We start from the raw sequence: 21,257 nt of genomic DNA, 5'->3' as shown, positions 1-21,257 counted from the left end.
AGCCGATAGCATCGTGCGGACAATTCTTGCGCGCCTTGCGATGTTTTCTCGTTGCCGTTCGGGGAATGCGCCTGCGCGAGCGTTTGCATTTCCTTTACAATACCAACCCACTATGATTGAAATCTTAAACACCATTGACTCAGTCGTGTGGGGGCCTGCGATGATCGCGCTCCTGCTCGGCACCCATATCTTTCTCACCGTTCGCACGGGCTTCATCCAACGCAAGCTGCCTCAGGCGCTTCGCATGTCGTGGGGCGGCGGCACCTCAAAGGGCGAGGGCGATATCTCCAACTTCGGCGCGCTTGCGACGGCGCTTGCCGCGACCATCGGCACGGGGTCGATTGTCGGTGTTGCCACGGCAATCCTGGCAGGCGGCCCGGGCGCCGTCTTCTGGATGTGGATCACGGGTGTGTTCGGCATGGCCACAAAGTATGTGGAAGTCTACGCCTCGGTGCGTTACCGCGTGCGTGACCATGCGGGCAACATGCTCGGCGGCGCCATGTACGTGTGGGAACGCGCCTTCACGCGCAAAGACGGCACGCGCCCCTGGTGGGCGAAGCTCGGCGGCATCGCGTTCGCCGCGTTCGCTGTCGTCGCCACCATTGGCACGGGCTCGGCGGTGCAGGCGACGTCCATGACCGGCATCATCACGTCTTCGATTCCCAGCATCCCCGATTGGGCGGTTGGCATCGCCATCGTCGTGCTGGTGGGCATCGTCATCTTCGGCGGCGTGCAGTCCATTTCGCACGTCTGCGAGAAGCTCGTTCCCGTCATGGCAGTTGCCTACGCCGGCGGGTGCATCGTGATCCTGCTGATGAACGCGCCCGTTCTCGGCAGCGCGATCGGCCTCATCTTCGAGTGCGCCTTCACGCCGAAGGCCGCGTTCGGCGGCGCGGTCGGCTCCGGCCTTCTGATGGCGCTGCAGTTCGGTTGCGCCCGCGGCCTGTTCTCCAACGAGTCGGGCCTCGGCTCCGCCCCCATCATCGCGGCGGCCGCCAAGACGAAAAACCCCGCCGAGCAGGCGCTCGTCGCTATGACCGGCACGTTCTGGTCCACGGTCGTCATCTGCGCGCTCACGGGCATCGTGCTTGTGTCGACGATGATCGCGCACCCCGAAATCCAGGCGGAGGTGCTTGCCGACCCGACGTTCTACACCGGCGCGCAGCTCGCCTCCACCGCGTTCGCCACCATTCCCTATGTTGGAACGCCGATTCTCGTTATCGGCATGGTGTCGTTCTCGTACTCCACGATTCTCGGCTGGTCGTACTACGGCAACCGCTGCGCCGCCTACCTGTTCGGCAAGCGCGCCATCCTGCCGTACCACATCGTGTACGTTCTCGTCGCGTTCCTCGGCGCGATCGGCGTGGGCAACGTGGTGTGGACTATCTCCGACATCGGCAACGCGCTCATGGCCATTCCCAACATCATCGCCATACTGCTGCTTTCGGGGCTGATCTGCCACGAGACGAAACACTACGTCTACGAGGGCAACATCGAGGAAGAAGACACGCGGGAAATCCCGATGATTTCCTCGAAGTAGGTGCGGCTGCAAACGCGTCGATAGATTTCCCCAGGGGCGCCGTCGGGCGCCCTTGTTGTTTGCGAGGCGAAGGGAAGTCAGCGGAAAGCGGTGCCCCGCATCGCCTATACTCTTACATCATGAAAAAGATTGCCATCATAGGCGGCGGCGCGGCCGGATTGGCTGCAGCCATCGCCGCCGGAAACGAACTTGCGCGGCTCGGCGCGGCGAACGAGTGCGAAATCGTGCTCTTCGAGGCCGACCCCGAGCGCGTCGGCCGCTCGATCCTCGCGACGGGGAACGGCCGCTGCAACTTCTCGAACGCCCACATAGACCCCGCATGTTACCGCAACGCCGACTTCGTGGAAGCCGCGCTGCGCTCGCTTTCGCGCCTTTCGGAGGTCTCCGAGTGGGGGAGTGCTCAACCTGTAGGAGCCTACGGAACCTCCGCGCAGGGGAGCGCCCAACCTGCGGGCGCTTTCGAAGCGCCTGGTCGGGAAAGCACCCGATCTGCGAGCGTCTTCGAAGCGCCTGTGCAGCGATTCTTCTCCGACTTGGGCCTTATGTGGCGCGAAGAGGGCGAGGGCCGCATGTATCCGGCCGCCAACAAGGCGTCGTCGGTGCTCGAGGTGCTGCGCGCCGCCCTCGATGCGTCGGGTGCGCGCGTGGAGTTTGGGAAATCCCTTCGCGCAATCGAGCTGCCTGCGCAAGGAAAGACACGCTTCCATCTGCGCTTTTCCGACGGCTCGATCGCTCATGCCGAAAAGGTCGTTCTCGCTGTTGGCGGGCGTGGCATGGGCGCCGTCGATATGCCCTCCGCAATTCCGTGCGAGCCGACGCGACCGGTCTTGGGGCCGCTTGCCACCGATTCGCGCATCACGCGACAGCTGAACAACATCCGCGTGAAGTGCGCCGTCTCGCTCGAGCGCTCGGGAAGCCTCGTCGCGCGCGAGGAGGGCGAGCTTTTGTTCCGCGACTACGGCGTGTCGGGCGTGTGCGTGTTCAACCTGTCGCGCCTGGCCTGCGAGGGGGACGTGCTCTCAATCGATTTCCTGCCGCATATGCCCGCCGCCGAGCGAGATGCGTGGCTGTTCGCGCGGCGCAAGCACCTCTCGGCGCGCCTGGGCGAGAACGGCCAGATTGCAGCCGAGGACGTGCTGCGCGGCGCGATGCTTCCCCAGGTGGCACAGGTGCTTTGCAAGTGCGCGGGAATCGATCCTGTGCGCCCGTTTTCCAAGAAAGACGTCCTTGCGCTTTCGCGTGTCATCGGCGGCTTGCGCCTTACGGTTCGAGGCATCGGCGACGCGAAGCAGTGCCAGGTCTCACGTGGTGGGCTTTCGATTGCGGCGTTTGATCCGGAAACGATGGAGGCCGTGTGCGCGTCGGGTCTGTTCGCAGCTGGCGAGGCACTTGACGTCGATGCTCCCTGCGGGGGCTACAACCTGCATTGGGCATGGTCATCGGGCCTGCTCGCGGGCGTGTCTGCTGCTCGCAGTGCTGTGTCGGCCGATGGGGAAGGGAAAGGGAAATGAGCTCGAAGGATACCCGCGGCGACAAGGGCGCGAACGCTGGCAAGAGGGCAGGCGGCAGCAAGAAGATGAGCGGCGACAAGCTGTCCACCGGCAGCAAGGGGCCAGGCGGTGGCAAGAAGGCGGCAGGTCGTCCCCATCGCGGGGGAAAGACCAAATCACAAGTCTCTTCCCGCCAACATGACGGCCGAACGTCGCATCGTGGCGCCTCCTTCGACGCAAGTGCGCTCGAGGGAGCGGAGTTCATCGAGGTGTCCAACGTCGCGCTTCCGCTTGACGCAGGGCTGAATGACCTTGCGAGCGAGGCAAACCGCCTGACCCCTGTCCCGCGTGCGGCTGGGGCAGAGCACCCGACCCCCGCTGCGCCCGCGACCCCTCCCGCGCTTGTCGCGCCCGCGGAGGGTTCCCATGCGGAGAGCCTCTCGCGCACCGCAATCGCCGCCGCGCTTGGGGTCGCGCCCGAGGACATCGCCTCGTTTTCCCTTGTGAAGCGTAGCGTCGATGCGCGGAAGAAGTCGAGCGTTCACTTCAACGCCACCTATGCCGTCCGTCTTGCGCGAGGTATGGCCTACGACGTGCTTTCCCCCGCTCGCGGGGTAAATGTTCGTGCATACGAGCCGCCTGCGCCGCTCACGATTCCTGATTTAAGGTCGCATGTGGCATCATCTGATGGCCGCATCGTCGTCGCAGGCACGGGCCCGGCGGGGCTGTTCTGCGCGCTGTACTTGGCGGAAGCGGGTCTGCGCCCGCTTGTGGTCGAGCGCGGTGCCGCGGTTGATGAGCGCACGGCGGCCATCGAGTCCTTCAACGTGGGCGGCCCGCTCGATGCGGCGGCGAACGTGCAGTTCGGGGAAGGCGGCGCTGGCACGTTTTCCGACGGCAAGCTGACCACGGGCACGAAAAGCCCGCATATCCGCCATGTGCTCGAGGCGTTCGTCCAGGCGGGGGCGCCTGACGAGATTCTCTGGCAGGCGAAGCCCCACATCGGTACCGACAAGCTGCCCGCCGTCGTGAAAAGCATTCGCGAGCGCATCATTGCCGCAGGTGGCGAAGTGCGTTTCCTCACCCGCTTGGCTGATATCGAGCTGTCGGGCGGTGCGGTTCGCTCGGTCGTGCTGGAGGACTCTCGTACGGGCGCGCGTGAGGCGGTTGAAGCCTCGCGCGTCATCGTCGCGTGCGGGCACTCGGCGCGCGACGTCTTCGAGCTCGCCCGTGATCGGGGGTTCGCTCTCGAGCGCAAGCCCTTCTCGATGGGCGTGCGCATCGAGCATCCGCAGTCGCTCATCAACCGTGCGCAGTACGGTGCGGCCGCAAAGCACGCGGCGCTCGGTGCCGCCGACTACAAGATGGCGGTGCGCGTCCCCGCTCGCACGGACGGCACTCACACGGATGTTGCAAGCGAGAATGCAACTCGCGGCGTGTATACCTTCTGCATGTGCCCAGGTGGGGAAGTCGTCGCGGCGGCAAGTGAGGAAGGCGTCGTCGTCGTGAACGGTATGAGCCGCTTCGCGCGCGATGGCGAGAATTCCAACAGCGCGCTGCTCGCCGACGTGCGACCCGACGACTTGCCGGGGAACGACGTCATGGAAGGTGTCCGCCTGCAACGCGAAGTCGAGCATGCGGCGTTCGAGCTTGCTCGCCGCAACGGCGGGGTGCCCTATGCCGCGCCCGCGCAGACGGTGGGGGATTTTCTTTCGGGTGCTACATCTTCGAGTGGGCAAGCTGAAGGCAAGCAGCCGGGTGGTACGGTTGCGGCTGTGTCCGAGGCTCGCTGCCGCACGGTCGCGTCTGGGTATCCTCGCCGCGTGGGCGCGTCTGAATCGCATCGCCGCCTGGTCGTGCGCCCGAGCTACCCGCGTGGTGTCGTTTGGTGCGACCTGCGCGAGTGCCTTCCCGCGTTCATCTGCGACGCGCTTGCGCAAGGCCTGCCGTTGCTCGATGCGAAGCTGCACGGGTTCGCCGACCCCGCAGCTGTGCTCACCGGCCCCGAAACGCGCAGTTCAAGTCCCATCCGCATGGTTCGCGGAAAGAACTTTCAGGCGCGATGGGCAAGCGATTCACCCGCTTCGGACGAGGAACCGGCCACTCGTGTCTATCCGTGCGGCGAAGGCGCAGGTTACGCGGGCGGCATCATGAGCGCTGCCGTCGATGGCCTGCGCGTAGCCGAGGCGATCGCGGCCGAGTTCTCTTCCCGCTAGCACCACTCGCGCCCGCTGCTCGCCACCTGCTAGTCAGCCCTCGCTCGTTGCCATCTCGGCCTTGTGCCCGCCAATCCGCTCGCGGCCCCGCAAAGCCGCGAGTGCTACAATTTATGGCACGCCGCTGCGCGCAAAACGTGCACGGCGAACGACAAGTGCTTGAAAAGGTGGTTCCATTGGCGCGTCTTTCCGATTCGATTGCGGTCACGGCGTCTGTCCTTAAGAAGGGACAGCCCGCGATCTTCCCCACGGAAACGGTGTATGGCCTGGGCGTTTCTATTCGCCACGCCGCGTCTCCCGATATCCTGTACAGCCTGAAGCGCCGCGAGAAGGCAAAGCCCATCTCGTGGCTCGTCTCCCAGCAAGGCGACCTTGCGCGCTTCGGTCGCTGCGTCCCCGAGTTCGCCTTCGTGCTCGCCCGAACGTTTTGGCCGGGCCCCCTCACGCTGATCGTGAAGGCGTCGGACGAAGTCCCCGAGGCGTTCCGCTCGAGCACCAACACCATCGGCCTTCGCATGCCGAACAACGCCTGCGCGCTCGAGCTGATCAACGCGGTAGGGTGCCCCCTTGCAACGACCTCGGCAAACGTGTCGGGAAAACGCCCAGCGGGCTCCTTCGACGACCTCGACGCTGGCCTTTGCTCCCAGATTTCCGCGGTGCTTTCGGACGGGGAAGACGGCTCCAAGAGCGGCATCGCCTCAACGGTCGTCGACTGCACGCAGGACCATCCCGTGATCGTGCGTGAAGGTGCCATCACCATCGCGGACATCAAGTCACTTTCGTAGGTTGCCTGTCCGCGCGCGGGGCTTTCCCGCTATACTGAGGGGCGACGGGAAAATCGCTTTGGCGTAAGGGGGAGTCTCGTGTCCAAACCAGTTGAGAAATCATCGGTAGGGTTCAGGTCGTTCGACAAGTCTTCCCAGATAAAAGGGGTATTATGGCAGCCCGTTGCCTCGCATGGCACATCGGGTGCCGCTCCTCGTGCAATCGTGCAGATCGTCCATGGCATGTCCGAGCACATCGGCCGCTACGAGGATTTCGCTCGCTTCCTTGTGAGTGTTGGCTTTGCGGTGTGCGCCCACGACCACATCGGACACGGCCGCTCGGTCACCGACCCGATGGACTTGGGGCACATGCCCCTCGATTGCGGGAAGGACGCCCTCATCGAGGACGTTCACGAGATGCGAAAAACGGTGAGCGCCCGCTTCTCGCGCAAGACGCCCTACTTCATCTTCGGGCATTCCATGGGAAGCTTTGTCACGCGGGCGTACCTGTCCCGCCATGCGGAAGGCCTTTCGGGCGCCGTGATTTGCGGCACCGGCAACGAGCCCGTCGTGAAGTCGAAGATGGGACACGCTCTTGCTTGCCGAGTCGCCGCCAAGCAGGGGGAACGCACGCGCAGCAAGCTGCTCCACAGCCTTGCGGACGGGGCCTTTTCGAAGGCCGTCAAAGACGCGCGCACGCCTCTCGACTGGCTTTCCACCGATCCCGCAGTCGTCGATGCCTACATTGCCGACGACCTGTGCGGCCAGACGTTCACGGCTGGCGCCTACGCGACGCTCACGAGCCTTACTGCCGAGGTCGCGACGCTCGATTCGGCGCTCGCGATTCCCTCCGAGCTGCCTATCCTTCTCGTCGCCGGCACGCTCGACCCGGTGGGGAACAAGGGGCGCGGCGTGAAAAGCACGGCCGCCCTGTTCGAGAAGGCAGGAATCAAAGACGTCGAGGTGAAGCTCTACCAGGGCATGCGTCACGAGATCTTGAACGAGCCCGGCAAGCAGCAGGTCTACGACGACGTGCTCGCCTGGATCGACCGCCATATCAGCTGATTTCCCGATTCCACAATTTGCTGGAAGCATCGGGAGTCCCTTCGAGGAGATGATCATGTCGAAAACCTATGTTGTCGCGCTTGACCAGGGGACCACGTCTTCGCGGGCGATGCTCATCGATTGCGAGGGGCGCGTCGCGGATGTGGTGCAAAACCCCTTCCCGCAGATCTTCCCCAAGCCGGGCTGGGTCGAGCACGACCCGCGCGATATCTTATCCTCCCAGCTCGGTGCGCTGACGGAGCTTCTGGTGTCGAACGATTTGGGGCCTGACGACATCGACTCCATCGGCATCACCAACCAGCGCGAGACCACGGTCGTGTGGAACCGCGAGACCGGGCAGCCGGTGGCGAACGCCATTGTGTGGCAGTGCCGTCGGACGGCGCCTCTCGTCGAGGAGCTGTGCGGTGCCCCGGATGTCGCGGCGGAAGTCACGCGCCGCACGGGGCTTGTCCCCGACGCGTACTTCTCCGCCAGCAAGATCCGCTGGATTCTCGACAACGTTCCCGGCGCTCGCGAGGATGCGCTCCAGGGGAAGCTCGCGTTCGGCACGGTTGACTCGTGGCTTTTATGGGCGCTCACGCAGGGCGAGGTTCTCGCCACCGACGTCACCAACGCGAGCCGCACCATGCTCTTCAACATCCACGACATGAAATGGGACCCGTGGCTGCTCGATTTGTTCGACATCCCCGCCTCGATGCTTCCCGAGGTGCGCCCCTCGTCGGGCGACTTCGGCGTGACGAGAAACCCCGCCGTCTTCCCCGGCGTGCCCATCCGTGGCATTGCGGGCGACCAGCAGGCGGCGCTGTTCGGGCAGTGCTGCTTTTCGCCCGGCCAGGCGAAGAACACCTACGGTACGGGCTGCTTCCTTCTTATGAACACGGGGCGCGAGGCGTGCGAGTCGAAAAACGGCCTGGTCACTACCGTTGCCGCGAGCGCGCCTGATGCAAAGGGACCTGAATATGCGCTCGAGGGAAGCGTGTTTATGGCGGGTGCTCTTCTGCAGTGGCTGCGCGACGAGATGGGCCTTATCGACGACGTGGCCGACACCTGCGAGATTGCCCGCAGCGTCGATAGCGCGGAGGGCGTCTACATCGTGCCCGCCTTTACCGGCCTGGGCGCCCCGTACTGGGATGCCGAGGCGCGCGGCACGGTCGTTGGCCTCACGCGCGGATCGACTCGCGCCCATTTCGTTCGTGCGGCGCTCGAATCGCTCGCTTACCAGGTGCATGACTTGGTGGTGGCGATGGAGGCCGACTCAGGCGTGAAGCTCTCCGAGCTCAACGTCGACGGCGGCGCGTCGAGAAACGACTTCCTCATGCAGTTCCAATGCGATATGCTTCGCACGTCGCTTCATCGTCCGAAAAACGCGGAGACCACTGCTGTCGGCGCCGCGTACCTGGCTGGTTTGGCGACGGGCTTTTGGGAGAGCACCGACCAGCTGCGCGGGCTGCGCACGACCGATGACGTCTACGAGCCGCAGATGGACCACACGCGCCATGCCGAACTTTTGGAAGGATGGCGGCGCGCGGTGGGGCATACGAAGACGAAGTAGCAAGTTCACGACATAAGGGAGAGTAGGAACATGATTATCAGCATCGCAAGCGATCACGCGGGCTTCGAGCAGAAGCAGCTTTTGGCTGCCTTCCTTAAGGAGAAGGGCTACGAGGTGCACGACCTGGGTCCCGACTCCGACGATCGCGTCGATTACCCCGACTTCGCCGCCAAGGTCGCCCATGAGGTCGCGGGCGGCGTGGCAACGTACGGCGTTCTCGTGTGCGGAACGGGAATCGGCATGGCCGTCGCCGCTAATAAGATCAACGGCATCCGCGCGGTGAACGTCATCAACACCCAGTTCGCCGAGCTGTGCCGCGAGCACAACGACGCCAACATCGTGACGCTGTCTGGTCGCTTCGTCGACGTGGAGGAAAACAAGCGCATCCTTGACGTGTTCCTGTCCACCGACTTCGGCGGCGGTCGTCATGCGGGCCGCGTCGAGAAGCTCATGGCGCTCGAGACCCCCTCGGCGTAGCGGCCGCGCTTCCCGGTTGAGTCATTTTTCCCTTGACCAACGAAGGCTTCCCCTAACCAAGTTGTAACAATTGCGCCTGCTCATTGTGCTAGAGTGGGCGCATACTTTTTTCGGGCTCTGGAAGGGGCGAGTTATATGACGTTGCAATATGTAAGTGAAAGCGATCCCGAGGTCGCCGACGTTCTTCGCGCTGAGCTGGGACGTCAGCGCACGAGTGTCGAGCTCATCGCTTCGGAGAACTTCACTAGTCCGGCTGTCATGGAGGCCATGGGTAGCGTGCTCACCAACAAGTACGCGGAAGGCTATCCCGGCAAGCGCTATTACGGCGGTTGCGAGAAGGTCGACATCGTGGAAGATCTCGCGCGCGATCGCGCCTGCAAGCTCTACGGCGCGCAGTTCGCGAACGTCCAGCCCCATTCCGGTGCGAACGCGAACCTGGCGGCGTACTTCGCGCTGATCAAGCCCGGCGACACCATTTTGGGTATGGGCCTCGACAACGGCGGCCATCTCACCCACGGCAGCCCGGCGAACTTCTCGGGCAAGCTCTATCATGCGGAATCCTACGGCGTCGATCCTGTGACCGAGGTCATCGACTACGACGCGCTTCTTGAGAAGGCGAAGGAGGTTCGCCCGAAGGTCATCGTCGGCGGCGCTTCCGCCTATCCCCGCACGATCGACTTCCCGCGCATGGCCGAGATCGCGCACGAGGTGGGCGCCTACCTCATGGTGGACATGGCCCACATCGCCGGCCTCGTCGCCACGGGCGCGCATCCCAGCCCCGTGCCGTATGCCGACATCACGACCTCGACCAGCCACAAGACGCTGCGCGGCCCGCGCGGCGGCTTCATCCTGACGAACTCCGAGGAGCTCTTCAAGAAGATCAACTCCGCGGTGTTCCCCGGCTCGCAGGGCGGCCCGCTCATGCACGTGATCGCTGGCAAGGCGGTCGCGTTCGGCGAGGCGCTCAAGCCCGAGTTCAAAACCTACATCGACCATGTGGTCGAGAACGCGAAGGCGCTCGGCCAGGGCATGACCGACGGCGGCCTGCGCCTGGTGTCGGGTGGCACGGACAATCACCTGTGCCTCGTGGATCTCACGCCCGCTGACGTCACCGGTAAGGACGCCGAGAAGCTGCTTGAGCGCGTCGGCCTCACGGTGAACAAGAACACCATCCCCAACGAGCAGCGCAGCCCCTTCGTGGCGAGCGGCATCCGCGTCGGATCTGCGGCAGCCACCACGCGCGGCTTCACGAAGGACGACTTCTACGAGGTCGGTCTGTGCATCGCGGGCACGGTGTTCAACGCCGACGATGACGCGAAGCTCGCCGACATCAGGAAGAAGGTCGACGCGATGCTCGAGGCCCATCCGCTCTATCCGGGTTTGGAGTACTAGAAGCCGCCCGTTGGGAAGCTGCCCGTCGGGCAGATGACATCTTGCGGCAGGTGGACGAGTTCTCAATCCTTTTCCGTGAGGATGGGCACGAATGCGCGATTCGGCCCTTCGGCGCGGATCGGGAAATGACGCTTTCCTGAATTCTTAGTCGGTGCATGCGTCGGTTGTGGCTCACGCGGCGGCGCAATGCTGGTAGAATCGCATCAAACGGTGAAGGGCTCGCGGCTTACCGCGGGCCCTTTTCTTTGTGGAAGCTTAACTTCGACCGAAAGAAGGACCCAATGGACAACAGCCGCGTCACTCTCGTCGATCACCCCATGGTGCAGCACAAGCTCTCCATCCTGCGCGATAAAACGACCTCTTGCAAGCAATTCCGCGAGCTCGTGCGCGAGCTTGCCCTGTTCGAGGGCTACGAGGCAACGCGCGATCTGCCGCTGGCCGACGTGGACGTCGAAACCCCCATCTGCACGGCGCGCTGCAAGCGGGTGTCGGGCAAGAAGCTCGCGGTGGTGCCCATCCTCCGTGCCGGGCTTGGTATGGTCGACGGCGTGCTCGACTTGATCCCTGCGGCGCGCGTGGGGCATCTGGGCATGTACCGCAACGAGGAGACCCACGAGCCGGTTCCCTATTACGACAAGATGCCCGAGGACATCGCCAACCGCACGGTGCTCGTGGTCGACCCGATGCTCGCGACGGGTGGCTCGATCATCTCGGCCGTCACCTACCTGCGCTCGCGCGGCGTCACCGGCGAGATCAAGCTTATGGTCCTCGTCGCCGCGCCGGAGGGCATCAACGCTGTTCTCGCCGCCGACGACAATGTGCACATCTACACCTGCGCCATTGATGAGGGACTCAATTCCGCGGCCTACATCGTCCCCGGCCTCGGCGACGCCGGCGACCGCATCTTCGGTACGAAATAAATAACAGTCCTGTGGACTGTTATTTCCCTGTCTATGCGCCCGAGCGGGCGCGTCCCCGAACGCGCGAAGCGTCGGTCGGGGACAGGGAGTCCTGTGGACTGTTATTTCCCTGTCTATGCGCCCGAGCGGGCGCGTCCCCGAACGCGCGGAGCGTCGGTCGGGGACAGTACGGTTTCAAGTGGTCGAGAACGCGGCGGCGCTCACAAAGCGAGTTCCGCGCGAGCCGAAAGCGCCAGTGGCGCTTTCGCGCGAGCAGGACTGCCGAGCGACTGAGCGCCGCCGCGCTCTCGCCATGTGAGGGATGGATTCCAATGACTCAAGATAAGAGACCCAGCTGGGACGAATACTTCATGACGCTTGCCAACCAGGTCGCCACGCGTACGACGTGCATGCGGCGCGGGGTGGGGGCCGTCATCGTGAAGGAGCGCCGCATCCTCGCGACGGGGTACAACGGCGTGCCGGCGGGACTTGCACACTGCGCCGAGACTGGATGCTTGCGCCAGCAGCTCGGCGTTCCCTCGGGGCAGCGCCACGAGATCTGCCGCGGGCTCCATGCCGAGCAGAACGCGATCATCCAGGCCGCGCGCTACGGAATCAACATCGCGGGCGCCTCGATCTACATCAACACCCAGCCCTGCGTCGTGTGCGCGAAGATGATCATCAACGCTGACATCGAGGAGATCATCTACCAAAATCCCTATCCCGACGAGCTCGCCATGTCGATGCTCGAGGAGGCAGGAATCAAGCTTAGGGTGTTCGAACCGGCGAACAAGTAAAGGATTGACCTCGAAAAATACGAGTCACAAGAAGCGTCTCAGCAAGGCGGCTCGCGTGTGAGCGGTCCCTCTTTTCGGCCAAGCGCGCGCAAATGACCGCTCACCCGAAAAAAGGACGTGTTTCCTACGGCGCCTTCGCGACTCCTTCACATTCGGCTATTATACGAAAGGCTTTTAGAAGGGCGCAGTGCGCGCAGAGGGTCAAGGAAAGAAGGACATGGTAGTAGCAATCATCGTCGCGGTGCTCGTTGGACTGGTGAGCGTCATCCCGTTCAATGTGGCTATCAAGAAAATCCGCGCGGTCGATCCGACCAAGTCTTTGAATCTCCTCGGCCCTTTCCTTTTGACCATTGCCGCGTCGTTTGCCATCCTCGTCGCGGGTATGGTCGTGTGCAAGCTCGTTGCGCCTGACGTCGCGCTCGCGTATGCGGTTGCGGAACTTGTCGCATTCGTGGTCGGGGTTATTGTCTTCGGCGTGTTTTTGTCGAAGCGTCGATAGAGAAGGAAAAAGGAGAGGTACATGGCTTTTGAACTAACGGGCAATCCCCTGAACGATATCTCCGCTCCTATTGAGGAGCTCAGCGAGTCGTTCAACTCGACGCTCGTCTTCGATTTCGGCAATGGCGTCGGAATCACCCAGTACACCTTTTGGATGATCATCATCTGCGCGATCGTGATCGTGGGCGTGCTCGTGGGCGTGCGCAAGATCAAGGTTGTTCCCGAGGGCAAGTTCGCAGGCCTTGTGGAGTGGGGCTACGACGCAGTTCGCCGCAACATGGGCGAGGGCGCCATCGGTCATGGCTACAAGAAGCACATCCCGTTCATCGCAACCATGTTCTTCTTCATCCTTATCTCCAACGTGATCGGCCTTATCCCGGGCGCGAAGACGCCGACCGGCACTCTGTCCGTCACGTTCGCACTTGCATTGCTCTCTTTCCTGTACTTCAACTTCTACGGCATCAAGGCCAAGGGCGGCTGGGGCTACATCAAGTCCATCGCTCCGTCGGGCCTTCCTAAGCCGATGGTTCCCATCATCTGGTTCTTCGAGTTCTTCTCCCTGGTCATCCGCCTGCTGACCCTTGCCGTTCGACTTTACGGCAACATGTTCGCCGGCCACATGATCCTTGGCATCTTCGCGATCATGACCCAGTTCTTCATCCTCGATCTGATCTCGTTCGCCAATCCCGCAGGCGTCGCCGCGATTGCATGGGCTGTGTTCCTTATCGCCATGTACGCGCTCGAATGCCTCGTTGCCTTCCTGCAGGCATACGTGTTCTCCGTGCTGACGGCCGTGTACGTGGGCCTCGCTCAGAGCGAGCACTAGAACCGCGCGGGCCGCGCCCGCATCGCGCCGAAAGGCGCACCGATTCGGTTTCAACGACGTTTCCGTTAGAAACGCCGAGAGACATAAGTAAAGCAGTTTTTGAGAAAAGGCTCAGAAACGAAAAAAGGAGGAAAAGTGGAAGCTACTCTCGTTATCGCAGCCCTGAAGGTTGTCGGCTACGGCCTCGGCACCATCGGCCCAGGCATTGGTCTTGGTCTTTGCGGCTATGGCCTGTGCGTTGGTTCTGCTCGCCAGCCCGAGCTCGCCGGCAAGCTCTTCACCAACGCGCTTATCTTCGGCGCTCTGGCTGAGGCACTCGCCCTTATCGGCTTCGTTCTTACCTTCATCTTCTAAATCGGCTGTATCGTTTTAGAAATACACGCTGAGAGAGAAGGTGGATGAGTGAAAGCAAAACTGAAGACGAAGTTGGCAAAGGCCGGTGTCGCAGCTGCATCTGCAGCAAGCCTTGCATGTGCTTTCCCCACCCTCGCGTTCGCCTCTGAGGAGAAAGAAGGCATCGCGGTGCTCATTCCCGATATGAATGAGTTCATTCCGATGCTCGTTGCCTTCATCATCATTCTCATCGTGCTGGCCAAGTTCGGTTGGCCCGTGGTTGACAACATCATCACGAAGCGCGAGAGCACCATCAAGGAAGCCCTTAAGAAGTCTGAGGAAGCCCAGGCGGAAGCCGAGCGCACGCTTGCCGAGTACAAGCGCCAGCTCGAGGAAGCCAAGGCTCAGTCCGCGAAGATCATCGCGGATGCGAAGGCTACGGGCGAGGCTGTCAAGGCCGACATCACCAACAAGGCCCAGGCTGAGTCTGCCCAGATGATCGAAAAGGCTCGCGGTGCGATCGAGGCCGAGAAAAAGGCCGCAGTCGCCGAGCTGCAGGGTTCTATCGCCGATCTGTCCGTCGACGTGGCTTCTCGCCTTGTCGGCCACGACCTGAACGACGATGAGCACCGCAAGATCATCGAGCATTACGTGACCGAGGCGGGCAGTTTCAATGCCTAATAACCGCCTCATCACCAAAGAGAAGATCGCCGCGTACGCATCGGTACTCCTCGATGCCGCGAACACTTCCGGCGGCCAAGACGCTGTTCTCGAAGTGCGCGAACAGGCGGAGAAGATCGTCTCCGTGATGCGGACGAATGTCGATCTTTCAGGCGCTCTGGAAGACGCGGCGTACACGCCCGAACAGAGGGCCCAGATTGCACGTGCGGCTTTTGCGCAGTGCAACCCTGCTTTCACCGAGGTTCTGGCCGTCATGGCAGAGCGCGGTGAGATCAAGTTGCTCCCGCAGGTCCGTGCAAGCTACGAAAACCAGGTGGAAACCAAGCTCAACCTGTGCATCCTCGATGTGACCACGGTTGTTGAGCTCGATGACCATCTGCGCGACATCATCAAGCAAAAAGCCGAATCCGAGCTGGGCATGAAGGTCGTTCTTCGCGAGCGTATCGACAAGTCCATCTTGGGCGGCATCATCATGAGCGCGGGCGACAAGCGCATTGACGCGAGCGTGGTTAGCCAGCTCAACAATGCGCGCATCGTGCTGAAGAAGAAAACAGATGGAGGTGAATGCTAGTGACTGAAATTACCGCACAGTCCATTGACGAAGCGCTGCGTAAGCAGTTGGCCTCCCTTGAAGTGAGCGTTGATTCCCGCGAGGTCGGTACTGTTATCCAGGTCGGCGACGGCATCGCTCGTGTTGACGGTCTGAAGAACGCGATGGCTGGCGAGCTTCTCGAGTTCGTCGGATCCAACGGTAAGACCGTGTTCGGCTTGGCCCAGAACCTCGAAGAGGATGAGGTCGGCGCCGTTCTTCTCGGTGACGTCACCGCAATCAAGGAAAATGATCAGGTCCGCACCACGGGCCGCATCATGGAGGTTCCGTCCGGCAAAGGCCTGCTCGGCCGTGTCGTGAACCCGCTCGGCATGCCGATCGACGGCAAGGGCGAGATCGAGGCCGAAGGCACCCGCCCGGTCGAGTTCAAGGCCCCTGGCGTCATCAGCCGTAAGCCTGTTCACGAGCCGATGCAGACCGGCATCATGGCTATCGACTCCATGATTCCTATCGGACGTGGTCAGCGTGAGCTTATCATTGGCGACCGCCAGACCGGTAAGACCGCAATCGCCATCGACGCCATCATCAACCAAAAAGACGAAGACATGATCTGCATCTATGTTGCAATCGGTCAGAAGGCTTCCACGGTTGCCGGCGTTATGGAGACCCTCGAGCGTTACGACGCCATGAAGTACACGATCATCGTGTCCGCAACGGCTGCTGATTCCGCTCCGCTGCAGTACATCGCGCCTATGGCCGGTGCTGCAATGGGCGAGTACTTCGTCTACAACGGCGAAGACGGCAAGCCCGCAGGCCCGGAGAACCCGGGACGCCATGTGCTCATCATCTACGATGACTTGTCCAAGCAGGCGGTGGCCTACCGACAGATGTCGCTGACCCTCCGTCGCCCGCCGGGACGCGAAGCATATCCTGGCGACATCTTCTACCTGCATTCTCGCCTGCTCGAGCGTGCAGTCAAGATGTCCGACGAGTACGGCTGCGGCTCCATGACGGCTCTGCCGATCATCGAGACCCAGGCTGGCGACGTCTCCGCTTACATTCCGACCAACGTGATTTCCATTACCGACGGCCAGATCTTCCTGTCCACGGACCTGTTCTTCCAGGGCCAGCGACCGGCAGTCAACGTTGGTATCTCGGTTTCCCGCGTTGGCGGCTCCGCTCAGACCAAGGCTATGAAGTCCGTCGCAGGCACCCTGCGCCTCGACTTGGCCGCTTACCGCGAGCTGCAGGCATTCACGCAGTTCGGCAGCGACCTCGACAAGGCGACCCAGGATCAGCTGAACCGCGGCGCTCACATGACCGAGCTTCTGAAGCAGGGTCGTTACGTTCCGATGTCCTTCTACGATCAGGCTATCGCCATCTATGCTGGCGGTAACGGCTACCTCGACGATATCCCGGTTGCCGATGTCGTTCGCTTCCGTGGCGAGCTCATCGAGTACCTGCATGCGTCTAAGCCTGCCATCGTTGAGAGCGTCAAGACCGAGAAGAAGTTCACCGACGAGACCAAGACCGAGCTGAATGCCGCTATCGAGGCGTTCAAGACCCAGTTTTCGCCTTCGGTGTAAGGTAGGTATCATATGCCCAACCTTCACGACATAGAAAGGCGAATCAACTCCGTCACCTCGACGAAGCAGATTACGCGCACGATGGAGATGGTCGCGGCGGCGAAGATCCGTCGCGCCACCGACCGTGTGTTCAATGCGCTTCCTTGGGCTAACTGCATCTCCGACATGCTGATCAGCACGGCGAAATACGCCCCGCTCGATTCCGAGCCTCTGCTGATCACGCATGACGAGGTGAAGCGTGCCGTCGTCGTTGTGGTCACGTCGGATCGTGGGCTTGCAGGCGGTTTCAACAGCAACGTGCTCCGCGAAGCCGAGAAGCTTATCAAGGCGAAGGAAAAGCAGGGCATCGAGGTTGAGGTTATCGCTTGCGGTAAGAAGGCCATCGGCTACTTCAACTACCGTGGCGTCAAGCCGATCTTCGAGTTCCGCGATCTGTCTGCAGATCCTACCTACGAAGAGGCTGCAGAGATTTCGGCCTACATCGGCGAAGGCTACAACCACGGCTACGAGAACGGGCAGATTGACGAGGTTACCCTCGTGTTCAATCATGCCAAGAACGGTGCCGAGCAGACGCTCGTCGTGCAGCAGGTTTTGCCGATCAACATGATGAGCTTCGCCGAGGTACTTGGTTTGGAGCCGAAGGAAGAGGATGTCCTCGAGCCTTATCGCGATGGGGAGAAGAAGATCCCCGGCGATGTGGACTTCGAGCCCGATGCTGCAACCGTTATGCACCAGCTCATGGTGGCGTACCTGCGCAACACGTTCTACTACGCGCTGATTGATTCGGCCGCAGCAGAGCAGGGCGCTCGTCGTACGGCTATGAAGTCGGCAACCGACAACGCTACCGAGATGGCCGAAACGTTGACCAGACTGTACAACCGCGTCCGTCAGGGCGCCATTACGACCGAGATTTCGGAAATCGTCGGTGGCGCAGCGGCTTTGGAGGATTAAATATGAGTGAACATTTGCTTACAAGAGAGGAGCTCGAGGCCAGCAAGGGCGCTACCGGCCGCATTGTGCGTATCGTCGGTCCTGTTGTCGACGTGGAATTCCCCGCGGAATCCATGCCGGGAATCTACAACGCTCTTACGGTTGACGCGAAGACGCTCGCGGGCGACATGCATGTCGTTCTCGAAGTCGAAACGCATCTTCCTGGCAACCTCGTCCGCTCCGTTGCTATGAGCTCGACTGACGGTCTGGTTCGTGGCCTCGAGGTGCTCGACACCGGTCATCCGATCATGATGCCGGTTGGCAACGAGACCCTCGGCCGCATCTGGAACGTCATGGGCGAGCCCGTTGACGAGAAGCCGATGCCCGATGTGACCGGCTACATGCCGATTCACCGCCCGGCCCCCGATTACGATCAGCTGTCCACCAAGACGGAGATCTTCGAGACCGGCATCAAGGCCATCGACCTCATCGAGCCGTTCATCAAGGGCGGCAAGACCGGCCTGTTCGGCGGCGCAGGCGTCGGCAAGACCGTTATCATCCAGGAGCTCATCAACAACCTCGCCCAGGAGCACGGCGGCACGTCCGTGTTCACCGGCGTAGGCGAGCGTACCCGTGAGGGTACCGACCTGTTCCTCGAGATGAGCGACTCCGGCGTTATCAACAAGACCTGCTTGGTTTACGGTCAGATGAACGAACCGCCGGGAGCGCGTTTGCGCGTCGGCCTCGCTGGCCTGACCGAAGCCGAGTACTTCCGTGATCAGGGCCAGGACGTGCTTCTGTTCGTGGACAACATCTTCCGCTTCACCCAGGCTGGTTCCGAGGTGTCCGCACTTCTCGGCCGCATGCCTTCCGCTGTAGGCTATCAGCCGACGCTGGCTACCGAGATGGGCGACCTCCAGGAGCGCATTACCTCGACCGCAACCGGTTCCATCACCTCGGTGCAGGCCGTCTACGTTCCTGCTGACGACTTGACCGACCCGGCTCCGGCCACCACGTTCACGCACCTCGATGCGAAGACGGTTCTTTCCCGTTCCATCGCTGAGCTCGGCATCTATCCGGCCGTCGACCCGCTGGAGTCCACCTCCCGCGCACTCGACCCGCAGATCGTCGGCGAGGAGCACTACCGCGTGGCTGTCGGCATCCAGGAGCTCCTGCAGAACTACAAGGACCTCCAGGACATCATCGCCATCCTTGGTATGGACGAGCTTTCCGAAGAGCAGAAGCTGATCGTGAACCGTGCCCGTAAGGCGCAGCAGTTTTTCGGTCAGTGCTTCCATGTGGCCAAGCAGTTCACCGGCCTCGACGGCAAGTACGTCAAGCTCGAGGACACCATCCGTTCGTTCGGTGATATCCTCGACGGCAAGTGCGACGAGATTCCTGAGCAGTTCTTCCGCCTGAAGGGCTCCATCGACGAGGTGTACGCTGCTTACAACGAGTCGAAGGAAAAAGCCAATGCCTAAATTCCGTTGCACGGTGGCTATTCCGACCCGCGAGTTGTTCCACGGCGAGATCGAGTACGCTCAGATCCCGGGCAGTGAGGGCGACCTCGGCGTTATGGCCGGCCACGAGATGTTCGTGTGCACCAACCGCCCTGGCGTGTTGACGCTGACGCTCGATGAGGCCGGCAAGGATAAGCGCTACTTTGTGACGTACGGCGGATTCGCCCAGGTGCTCGACAACAACCTGTCGGTTCTCGCTCGCATGGGCAAGGATGTCGACAGCATCGACGTCGAGGAACTCACCGCTAAAGCGGCGAAGCTTCGTGAGGTTATCGCTCAGCTCGAGGGCAAGGGCGATGACCAATCGGCGGCTCTGCTGGAAACGCACCGCACCAAGCTGGAGTGGTACGATCTTCAGCTCAAGGCTGTTGGTGCTGTGAAGTAGGCTTATCGCAGCCATCACTTGAAAAGAAAAGGTCGACTCCCGATGAGGGGGTCGGCCTTTTTGTTCGCTTACTTATGCCAATCGACGAGGCAGGAGTCGAGGCCGGCGATGAGGGCTTCCTTGTCCATGTGGCGTCCGATGAAGCAAATCTTGTTCATGCGGTCGCCCACTTCGGGATCCCAGTCTTCCATGATCTCGGGGTACTCGGTGATCGCTTGCTGGCGCTCATCTTCGGTTGCGGCGTCGACGAACATGCTGCTCTCGTCCATCGTCATCTGGCGGCCCGCCTGCTCGAAGACGTATGCCATGTCCGGATGTTCGGTCACCCACATGATGCCCTTCGCGCGGATGATGCTTGTGGGCCACCCCTCCGCGTACTCGTTGAGCTTATCGAGGTCGAAGGGCTTGCGGCGCTTGTAGATGAAGGTCTCAATGTCGTACTCGAGAACCTCAGGGTCGTCGTGCTCCTCGGGGTGCTCCATCGCATCTGCCCAGGCAGCAGAGTTGTAGGCCTTTTCGAAGTCGAAGCGGTTCGTGTCGAGAAGCTCGCTCATCGGCACGTCACCGCGCGTCGCCTCCACGATGACCGCTTCCTTCTGCAGGCTGCGAACGATTGCCTTCAGCTCGTCCATCTGCTCGGGCGTTACCTTGTCGGCCTTGTTCAGGATAAGCGTCGAGCAGAACTCGATTTGCTGGATGAGCAGGCTCTCGATGTCGTCCTCGTCGATGTCTTCCTCCAACAGGTCGCGCCCGCCGTTGAACTCGTCGTACATGCGCGCGCAGTCCACAACGGCCACGATGTTGTCCAAATCGAGCGGCGCGTGTCCCTCGTTTTTCGTCTGATCGCAGAAGTCGGAGATGATGTAGGCGATGGGAATCGGCTCGCAGATGCCCGATGCCTCAATGATGATGTAGTCGTACTTGCCCGCGTTTGCGATGTCGGTTAGCTGGTTCGCCAGGTCATCGGAAAGCGTGCAGCACAGACAGCCGTTCGTGAGCGGAATGAGGTCGCCGTCCATCTCGGAGAACCCGTTCGAATCGATCAGCGCTGCGTCGACGTTCACTTCGCCGATGTCGTTTACGATGACCGCAGCGCGGATGCCTTCCTCGTTCGCGAGGATGTGGTTCAACAGCGTTGTCTTGCCTGCTCCGAGATACCCGGTGAGCAGGATAATTTTAATCGGCTTCTCTTCTTCCATGAAACGCTCCTTTGCAATTGGTCCGTTTGCTTCAGTTTGCTTACGTCTACTTTACTCCAAAGGCGCTTTGCGCGCGGCTATCTCTATGCGAAACTGCGTGCAATCGAACAAAAGCTGTGGCTTTCGCGCAGCGCCCGCCGCAAGTGGGACGGGCTCGTCGTGCTGCGATACAATGCGGGGACGACACATGAACTGATGCCGGCCGCGCGAGGCTCTTCTTGCGCGGCCGTGTTGCGCATCCATACATTTCCCGTTCGCAGTATGCAGGAGAAGATACTTATGCCCGTAGACATCGCCACGTTAAACGGCCCTCAGGCCGAAGCTGTCCAGTGCACGGAAGGCCCTCTTTTGGTACTGGCGGGCGCGGGGTCGGGCAAGACGCGCGTCCTCACTTACCGTATCGCCCATCTCGTGGAGGACTTGGACGTGGCGCCGTGGGAAATCCTTGCGATCACCTTCACCAACAAAGCTGCTGCCGAAATGCGCGAGCGCCTTCAGGGCATCATCGGGCCGCGGTGTCGCGGCATGTGGGTCTCCACCTTCCACAGCATGTGCGT

At 61.7% G+C, this 21,257-nt stretch carries 21 protein-coding genes; 20 read left to right on the top strand and 1 reads right to left on the bottom strand.

The genetic code is table 11. The annotated features are described in order from the left end of the window. Nucleotides 1-112 precede the first annotated feature (112 nt). The 19 genes from Q0G18_RS03845 to Q0G18_RS03755 all read left to right on the top strand — a co-directional run bounded on the left by Q0G18_RS03845 (nucleotide 113) and on the right by Q0G18_RS03755 (nucleotide 19,501). Entirely contained in the window at nucleotides 113-1,540 is a 1,428-nt protein-coding gene (locus tag Q0G18_RS03845) for a sodium:alanine symporter family protein (RefSeq protein ID WP_297149636.1), read from the top strand. Nucleotides 1,541-1,659: 119 nt separating this feature from the next. Then, entirely contained in the window at nucleotides 1,660-3,051 is a 1,392-nt protein-coding gene (locus Q0G18_RS03840; RefSeq protein WP_297149634.1) for an aminoacetone oxidase family FAD-binding enzyme, read from the top strand. Next, entirely contained in the window at nucleotides 3,048-5,246 is a 2,199-nt protein-coding gene (locus tag Q0G18_RS03835; protein ID WP_297149632.1) for an FAD-dependent protein, read from the top strand. The genes Q0G18_RS03840 and Q0G18_RS03835 overlap by 4 nt, the downstream gene beginning before the upstream one ends. A gap of 176 nt (nucleotides 5,247-5,422) precedes the next feature. Next, a complete protein-coding gene (locus Q0G18_RS03830) occupies nucleotides 5,423-6,031 on the top strand; it encodes an L-threonylcarbamoyladenylate synthase (RefSeq protein ID WP_297149631.1) in 609 nt (202 codons plus the stop codon). A gap of 78 nt (nucleotides 6,032-6,109) precedes the next feature. Next, nucleotides 6,110-7,075: an alpha/beta hydrolase gene (locus tag Q0G18_RS03825; protein WP_297149629.1), complete on the top strand. Its 966-nt coding sequence runs from the start codon at nucleotides 6,110-6,112 to the stop codon at nucleotides 7,073-7,075. Between the two features lie 55 nt (nucleotides 7,076-7,130). Continuing rightward, nucleotides 7,131-8,627 carry a glycerol kinase GlpK gene (gene glpK, locus Q0G18_RS03820; protein WP_297149627.1) on the top strand — a complete coding sequence of 499 codons (1,497 nt, stop codon included), beginning with the start codon at nucleotides 7,131-7,133 and terminating at the stop codon, nucleotides 8,625-8,627. 30 nt (nucleotides 8,628-8,657) lie between these two features. Next, the gene (gene rpiB / locus Q0G18_RS03815; RefSeq protein ID WP_297149625.1) at nucleotides 8,658-9,104 is read left to right on the top strand and encodes a ribose 5-phosphate isomerase B; all 447 of its coding nucleotides are present in this window, start codon (nucleotides 8,658-8,660) and stop codon (nucleotides 9,102-9,104) included. Between the two features lie 135 nt (nucleotides 9,105-9,239). Next, entirely contained in the window at nucleotides 9,240-10,496 is a 1,257-nt protein-coding gene (glyA, locus tag Q0G18_RS03810) for a serine hydroxymethyltransferase (protein WP_297149623.1), read from the top strand. Between the two features lie 281 nt (nucleotides 10,497-10,777). After that, complete coding sequence (upp, locus tag Q0G18_RS03805) at nucleotides 10,778-11,416, top strand: uracil phosphoribosyltransferase (protein WP_296061255.1); 639 nt, start codon at nucleotides 10,778-10,780, stop codon at nucleotides 11,414-11,416. A gap of 311 nt (nucleotides 11,417-11,727) precedes the next feature. Next, nucleotides 11,728-12,192 carry a cytidine/deoxycytidylate deaminase family protein gene (locus Q0G18_RS03800; RefSeq protein WP_158049787.1) on the top strand — a complete coding sequence of 155 codons (465 nt, stop codon included), beginning with the start codon at nucleotides 11,728-11,730 and terminating at the stop codon, nucleotides 12,190-12,192. Nucleotides 12,193-12,409: 217 nt separating this feature from the next. Then, entirely contained in the window at nucleotides 12,410-12,691 is a 282-nt protein-coding gene (locus Q0G18_RS03795; RefSeq protein WP_297149620.1) for a hypothetical protein, read from the top strand. Between the two features lie 21 nt (nucleotides 12,692-12,712). Beyond that, nucleotides 12,713-13,516 carry a F0F1 ATP synthase subunit A gene (gene atpB, locus Q0G18_RS03790; RefSeq protein WP_296061262.1) on the top strand — a complete coding sequence of 268 codons (804 nt, stop codon included), beginning with the start codon at nucleotides 12,713-12,715 and terminating at the stop codon, nucleotides 13,514-13,516. A gap of 135 nt (nucleotides 13,517-13,651) precedes the next feature. Beyond that, complete coding sequence (locus Q0G18_RS03785) at nucleotides 13,652-13,870, top strand: F0F1 ATP synthase subunit C (RefSeq protein WP_158049784.1); 219 nt, start codon at nucleotides 13,652-13,654, stop codon at nucleotides 13,868-13,870. A gap of 48 nt (nucleotides 13,871-13,918) precedes the next feature. After that, complete coding sequence (atpF, locus tag Q0G18_RS03780; RefSeq protein ID WP_276998282.1) at nucleotides 13,919-14,530, top strand: F0F1 ATP synthase subunit B; 612 nt, start codon at nucleotides 13,919-13,921, stop codon at nucleotides 14,528-14,530. Beyond that, entirely contained in the window at nucleotides 14,523-15,101 is a 579-nt protein-coding gene (gene atpH / locus Q0G18_RS03775; RefSeq protein ID WP_297149617.1) for an ATP synthase F1 subunit delta, read from the top strand. The genes atpF and atpH overlap by 8 nt, the downstream gene beginning before the upstream one ends. Then, nucleotides 15,095-16,666, top strand: a complete 1,572-nt coding sequence (gene atpA, locus Q0G18_RS03770; RefSeq protein ID WP_276998278.1) for a F0F1 ATP synthase subunit alpha — start codon at nucleotides 15,095-15,097, stop codon at nucleotides 16,664-16,666. The genes atpH and atpA overlap by 7 nt, the downstream gene beginning before the upstream one ends. 12 nt (nucleotides 16,667-16,678) lie before the next feature. Continuing rightward, a complete protein-coding gene (gene atpG, locus Q0G18_RS03765; RefSeq protein WP_296061271.1) occupies nucleotides 16,679-17,617 on the top strand; it encodes an ATP synthase F1 subunit gamma in 939 nt (312 codons plus the stop codon). A gap of 2 nt (nucleotides 17,618-17,619) precedes the next feature. Then, a complete protein-coding gene (atpD, locus tag Q0G18_RS03760) occupies nucleotides 17,620-19,077 on the top strand; it encodes a F0F1 ATP synthase subunit beta (protein ID WP_296061274.1) in 1,458 nt (485 codons plus the stop codon). After that, on the top strand, nucleotides 19,070-19,501 hold the full coding sequence (locus Q0G18_RS03755; RefSeq protein WP_297149613.1) for a F0F1 ATP synthase subunit epsilon: 432 nt from the start codon (nucleotides 19,070-19,072) through the stop codon (nucleotides 19,499-19,501). Before atpD ends, Q0G18_RS03755 begins: the two co-directional genes overlap by 8 nt. A gap of 68 nt (nucleotides 19,502-19,569) precedes the next feature. Here the strand turns inward: Q0G18_RS03755 and Q0G18_RS03750 are convergent, their stop codons facing one another. Then, nucleotides 19,570-20,700 (bottom strand): GTP-binding protein, encoded by a 1,131-nt coding sequence (locus Q0G18_RS03750; protein WP_297149611.1) that lies wholly within the window; start codon nucleotides 20,698-20,700, stop codon nucleotides 19,570-19,572. A gap of 279 nt (nucleotides 20,701-20,979) precedes the next feature. Between Q0G18_RS03750 and Q0G18_RS03745 the strand changes: the two genes are divergently transcribed. Next, nucleotides 20,980-21,257 (top strand): UvrD-helicase domain-containing protein (locus Q0G18_RS03745; RefSeq protein WP_297149609.1); only part of this gene is annotated, 278 nt, incomplete at its 3' end.

The organism is uncultured Ellagibacter sp. (assembly GCF_934636505.1).
Taxonomy (GTDB): Bacteria; Actinomycetota; Coriobacteriia; order Coriobacteriales; family Eggerthellaceae; genus Ellagibacter.
This window is presented reverse-complemented; position numbering and strand designations above follow the sequence as displayed.

Excerpts from the sequence above, each read along its gene's own strand:
- Q0G18_RS03795 (WP_297149620.1), top strand. The coding sequence starts at position 12,410 with ATGGTAGTAGCAATCATCGTCGCGGTGCTCGTTGGACTGGTGAGCGTC.
- Q0G18_RS03800 (WP_158049787.1), top strand. The coding sequence starts at position 11,728 with ATGACTCAAGATAAGAGACCCAGCTGGGACGAATACTTCATGACGCTT.
- Q0G18_RS03755 (WP_297149613.1), top strand. The coding sequence starts at position 19,070 with ATGCCTAAATTCCGTTGCACGGTGGCTATTCCGACCCGCGAGTTGTTC.
- Q0G18_RS03845 (WP_297149636.1), top strand. The coding sequence starts at position 113 with ATGATTGAAATCTTAAACACCATTGACTCAGTCGTGTGGGGGCCTGCG.
- atpH (WP_297149617.1), top strand. The coding sequence starts at position 14,523 with ATGCCTAATAACCGCCTCATCACCAAAGAGAAGATCGCCGCGTACGCA.
- glyA (WP_297149623.1), top strand. The coding sequence starts at position 9,240 with ATGACGTTGCAATATGTAAGTGAAAGCGATCCCGAGGTCGCCGACGTT.
- atpD (WP_296061274.1), top strand. The coding sequence starts at position 17,620 with ATGAGTGAACATTTGCTTACAAGAGAGGAGCTCGAGGCCAGCAAGGGC.
- Q0G18_RS03750 (WP_297149611.1), bottom strand. The coding sequence starts at position 20,700 with ATGGAAGAAGAGAAGCCGATTAAAATTATCCTGCTCACCGGGTATCTC.
- atpA (WP_276998278.1), top strand. The coding sequence starts at position 15,095 with ATGCTAGTGACTGAAATTACCGCACAGTCCATTGACGAAGCGCTGCGT.
- rpiB (WP_297149625.1), top strand. The coding sequence starts at position 8,658 with ATGATTATCAGCATCGCAAGCGATCACGCGGGCTTCGAGCAGAAGCAG.
- upp (WP_296061255.1), top strand. The coding sequence starts at position 10,778 with ATGGACAACAGCCGCGTCACTCTCGTCGATCACCCCATGGTGCAGCAC.
- Q0G18_RS03840 (WP_297149634.1), top strand. The coding sequence starts at position 1,660 with ATGAAAAAGATTGCCATCATAGGCGGCGGCGCGGCCGGATTGGCTGCA.
- Q0G18_RS03835 (WP_297149632.1), top strand. The coding sequence starts at position 3,048 with ATGAGCTCGAAGGATACCCGCGGCGACAAGGGCGCGAACGCTGGCAAG.
- atpB (WP_296061262.1), top strand. The coding sequence starts at position 12,713 with ATGGCTTTTGAACTAACGGGCAATCCCCTGAACGATATCTCCGCTCCT.
- atpG (WP_296061271.1), top strand. The coding sequence starts at position 16,679 with ATGCCCAACCTTCACGACATAGAAAGGCGAATCAACTCCGTCACCTCG.
- glpK (WP_297149627.1), top strand. The coding sequence starts at position 7,131 with ATGTCGAAAACCTATGTTGTCGCGCTTGACCAGGGGACCACGTCTTCG.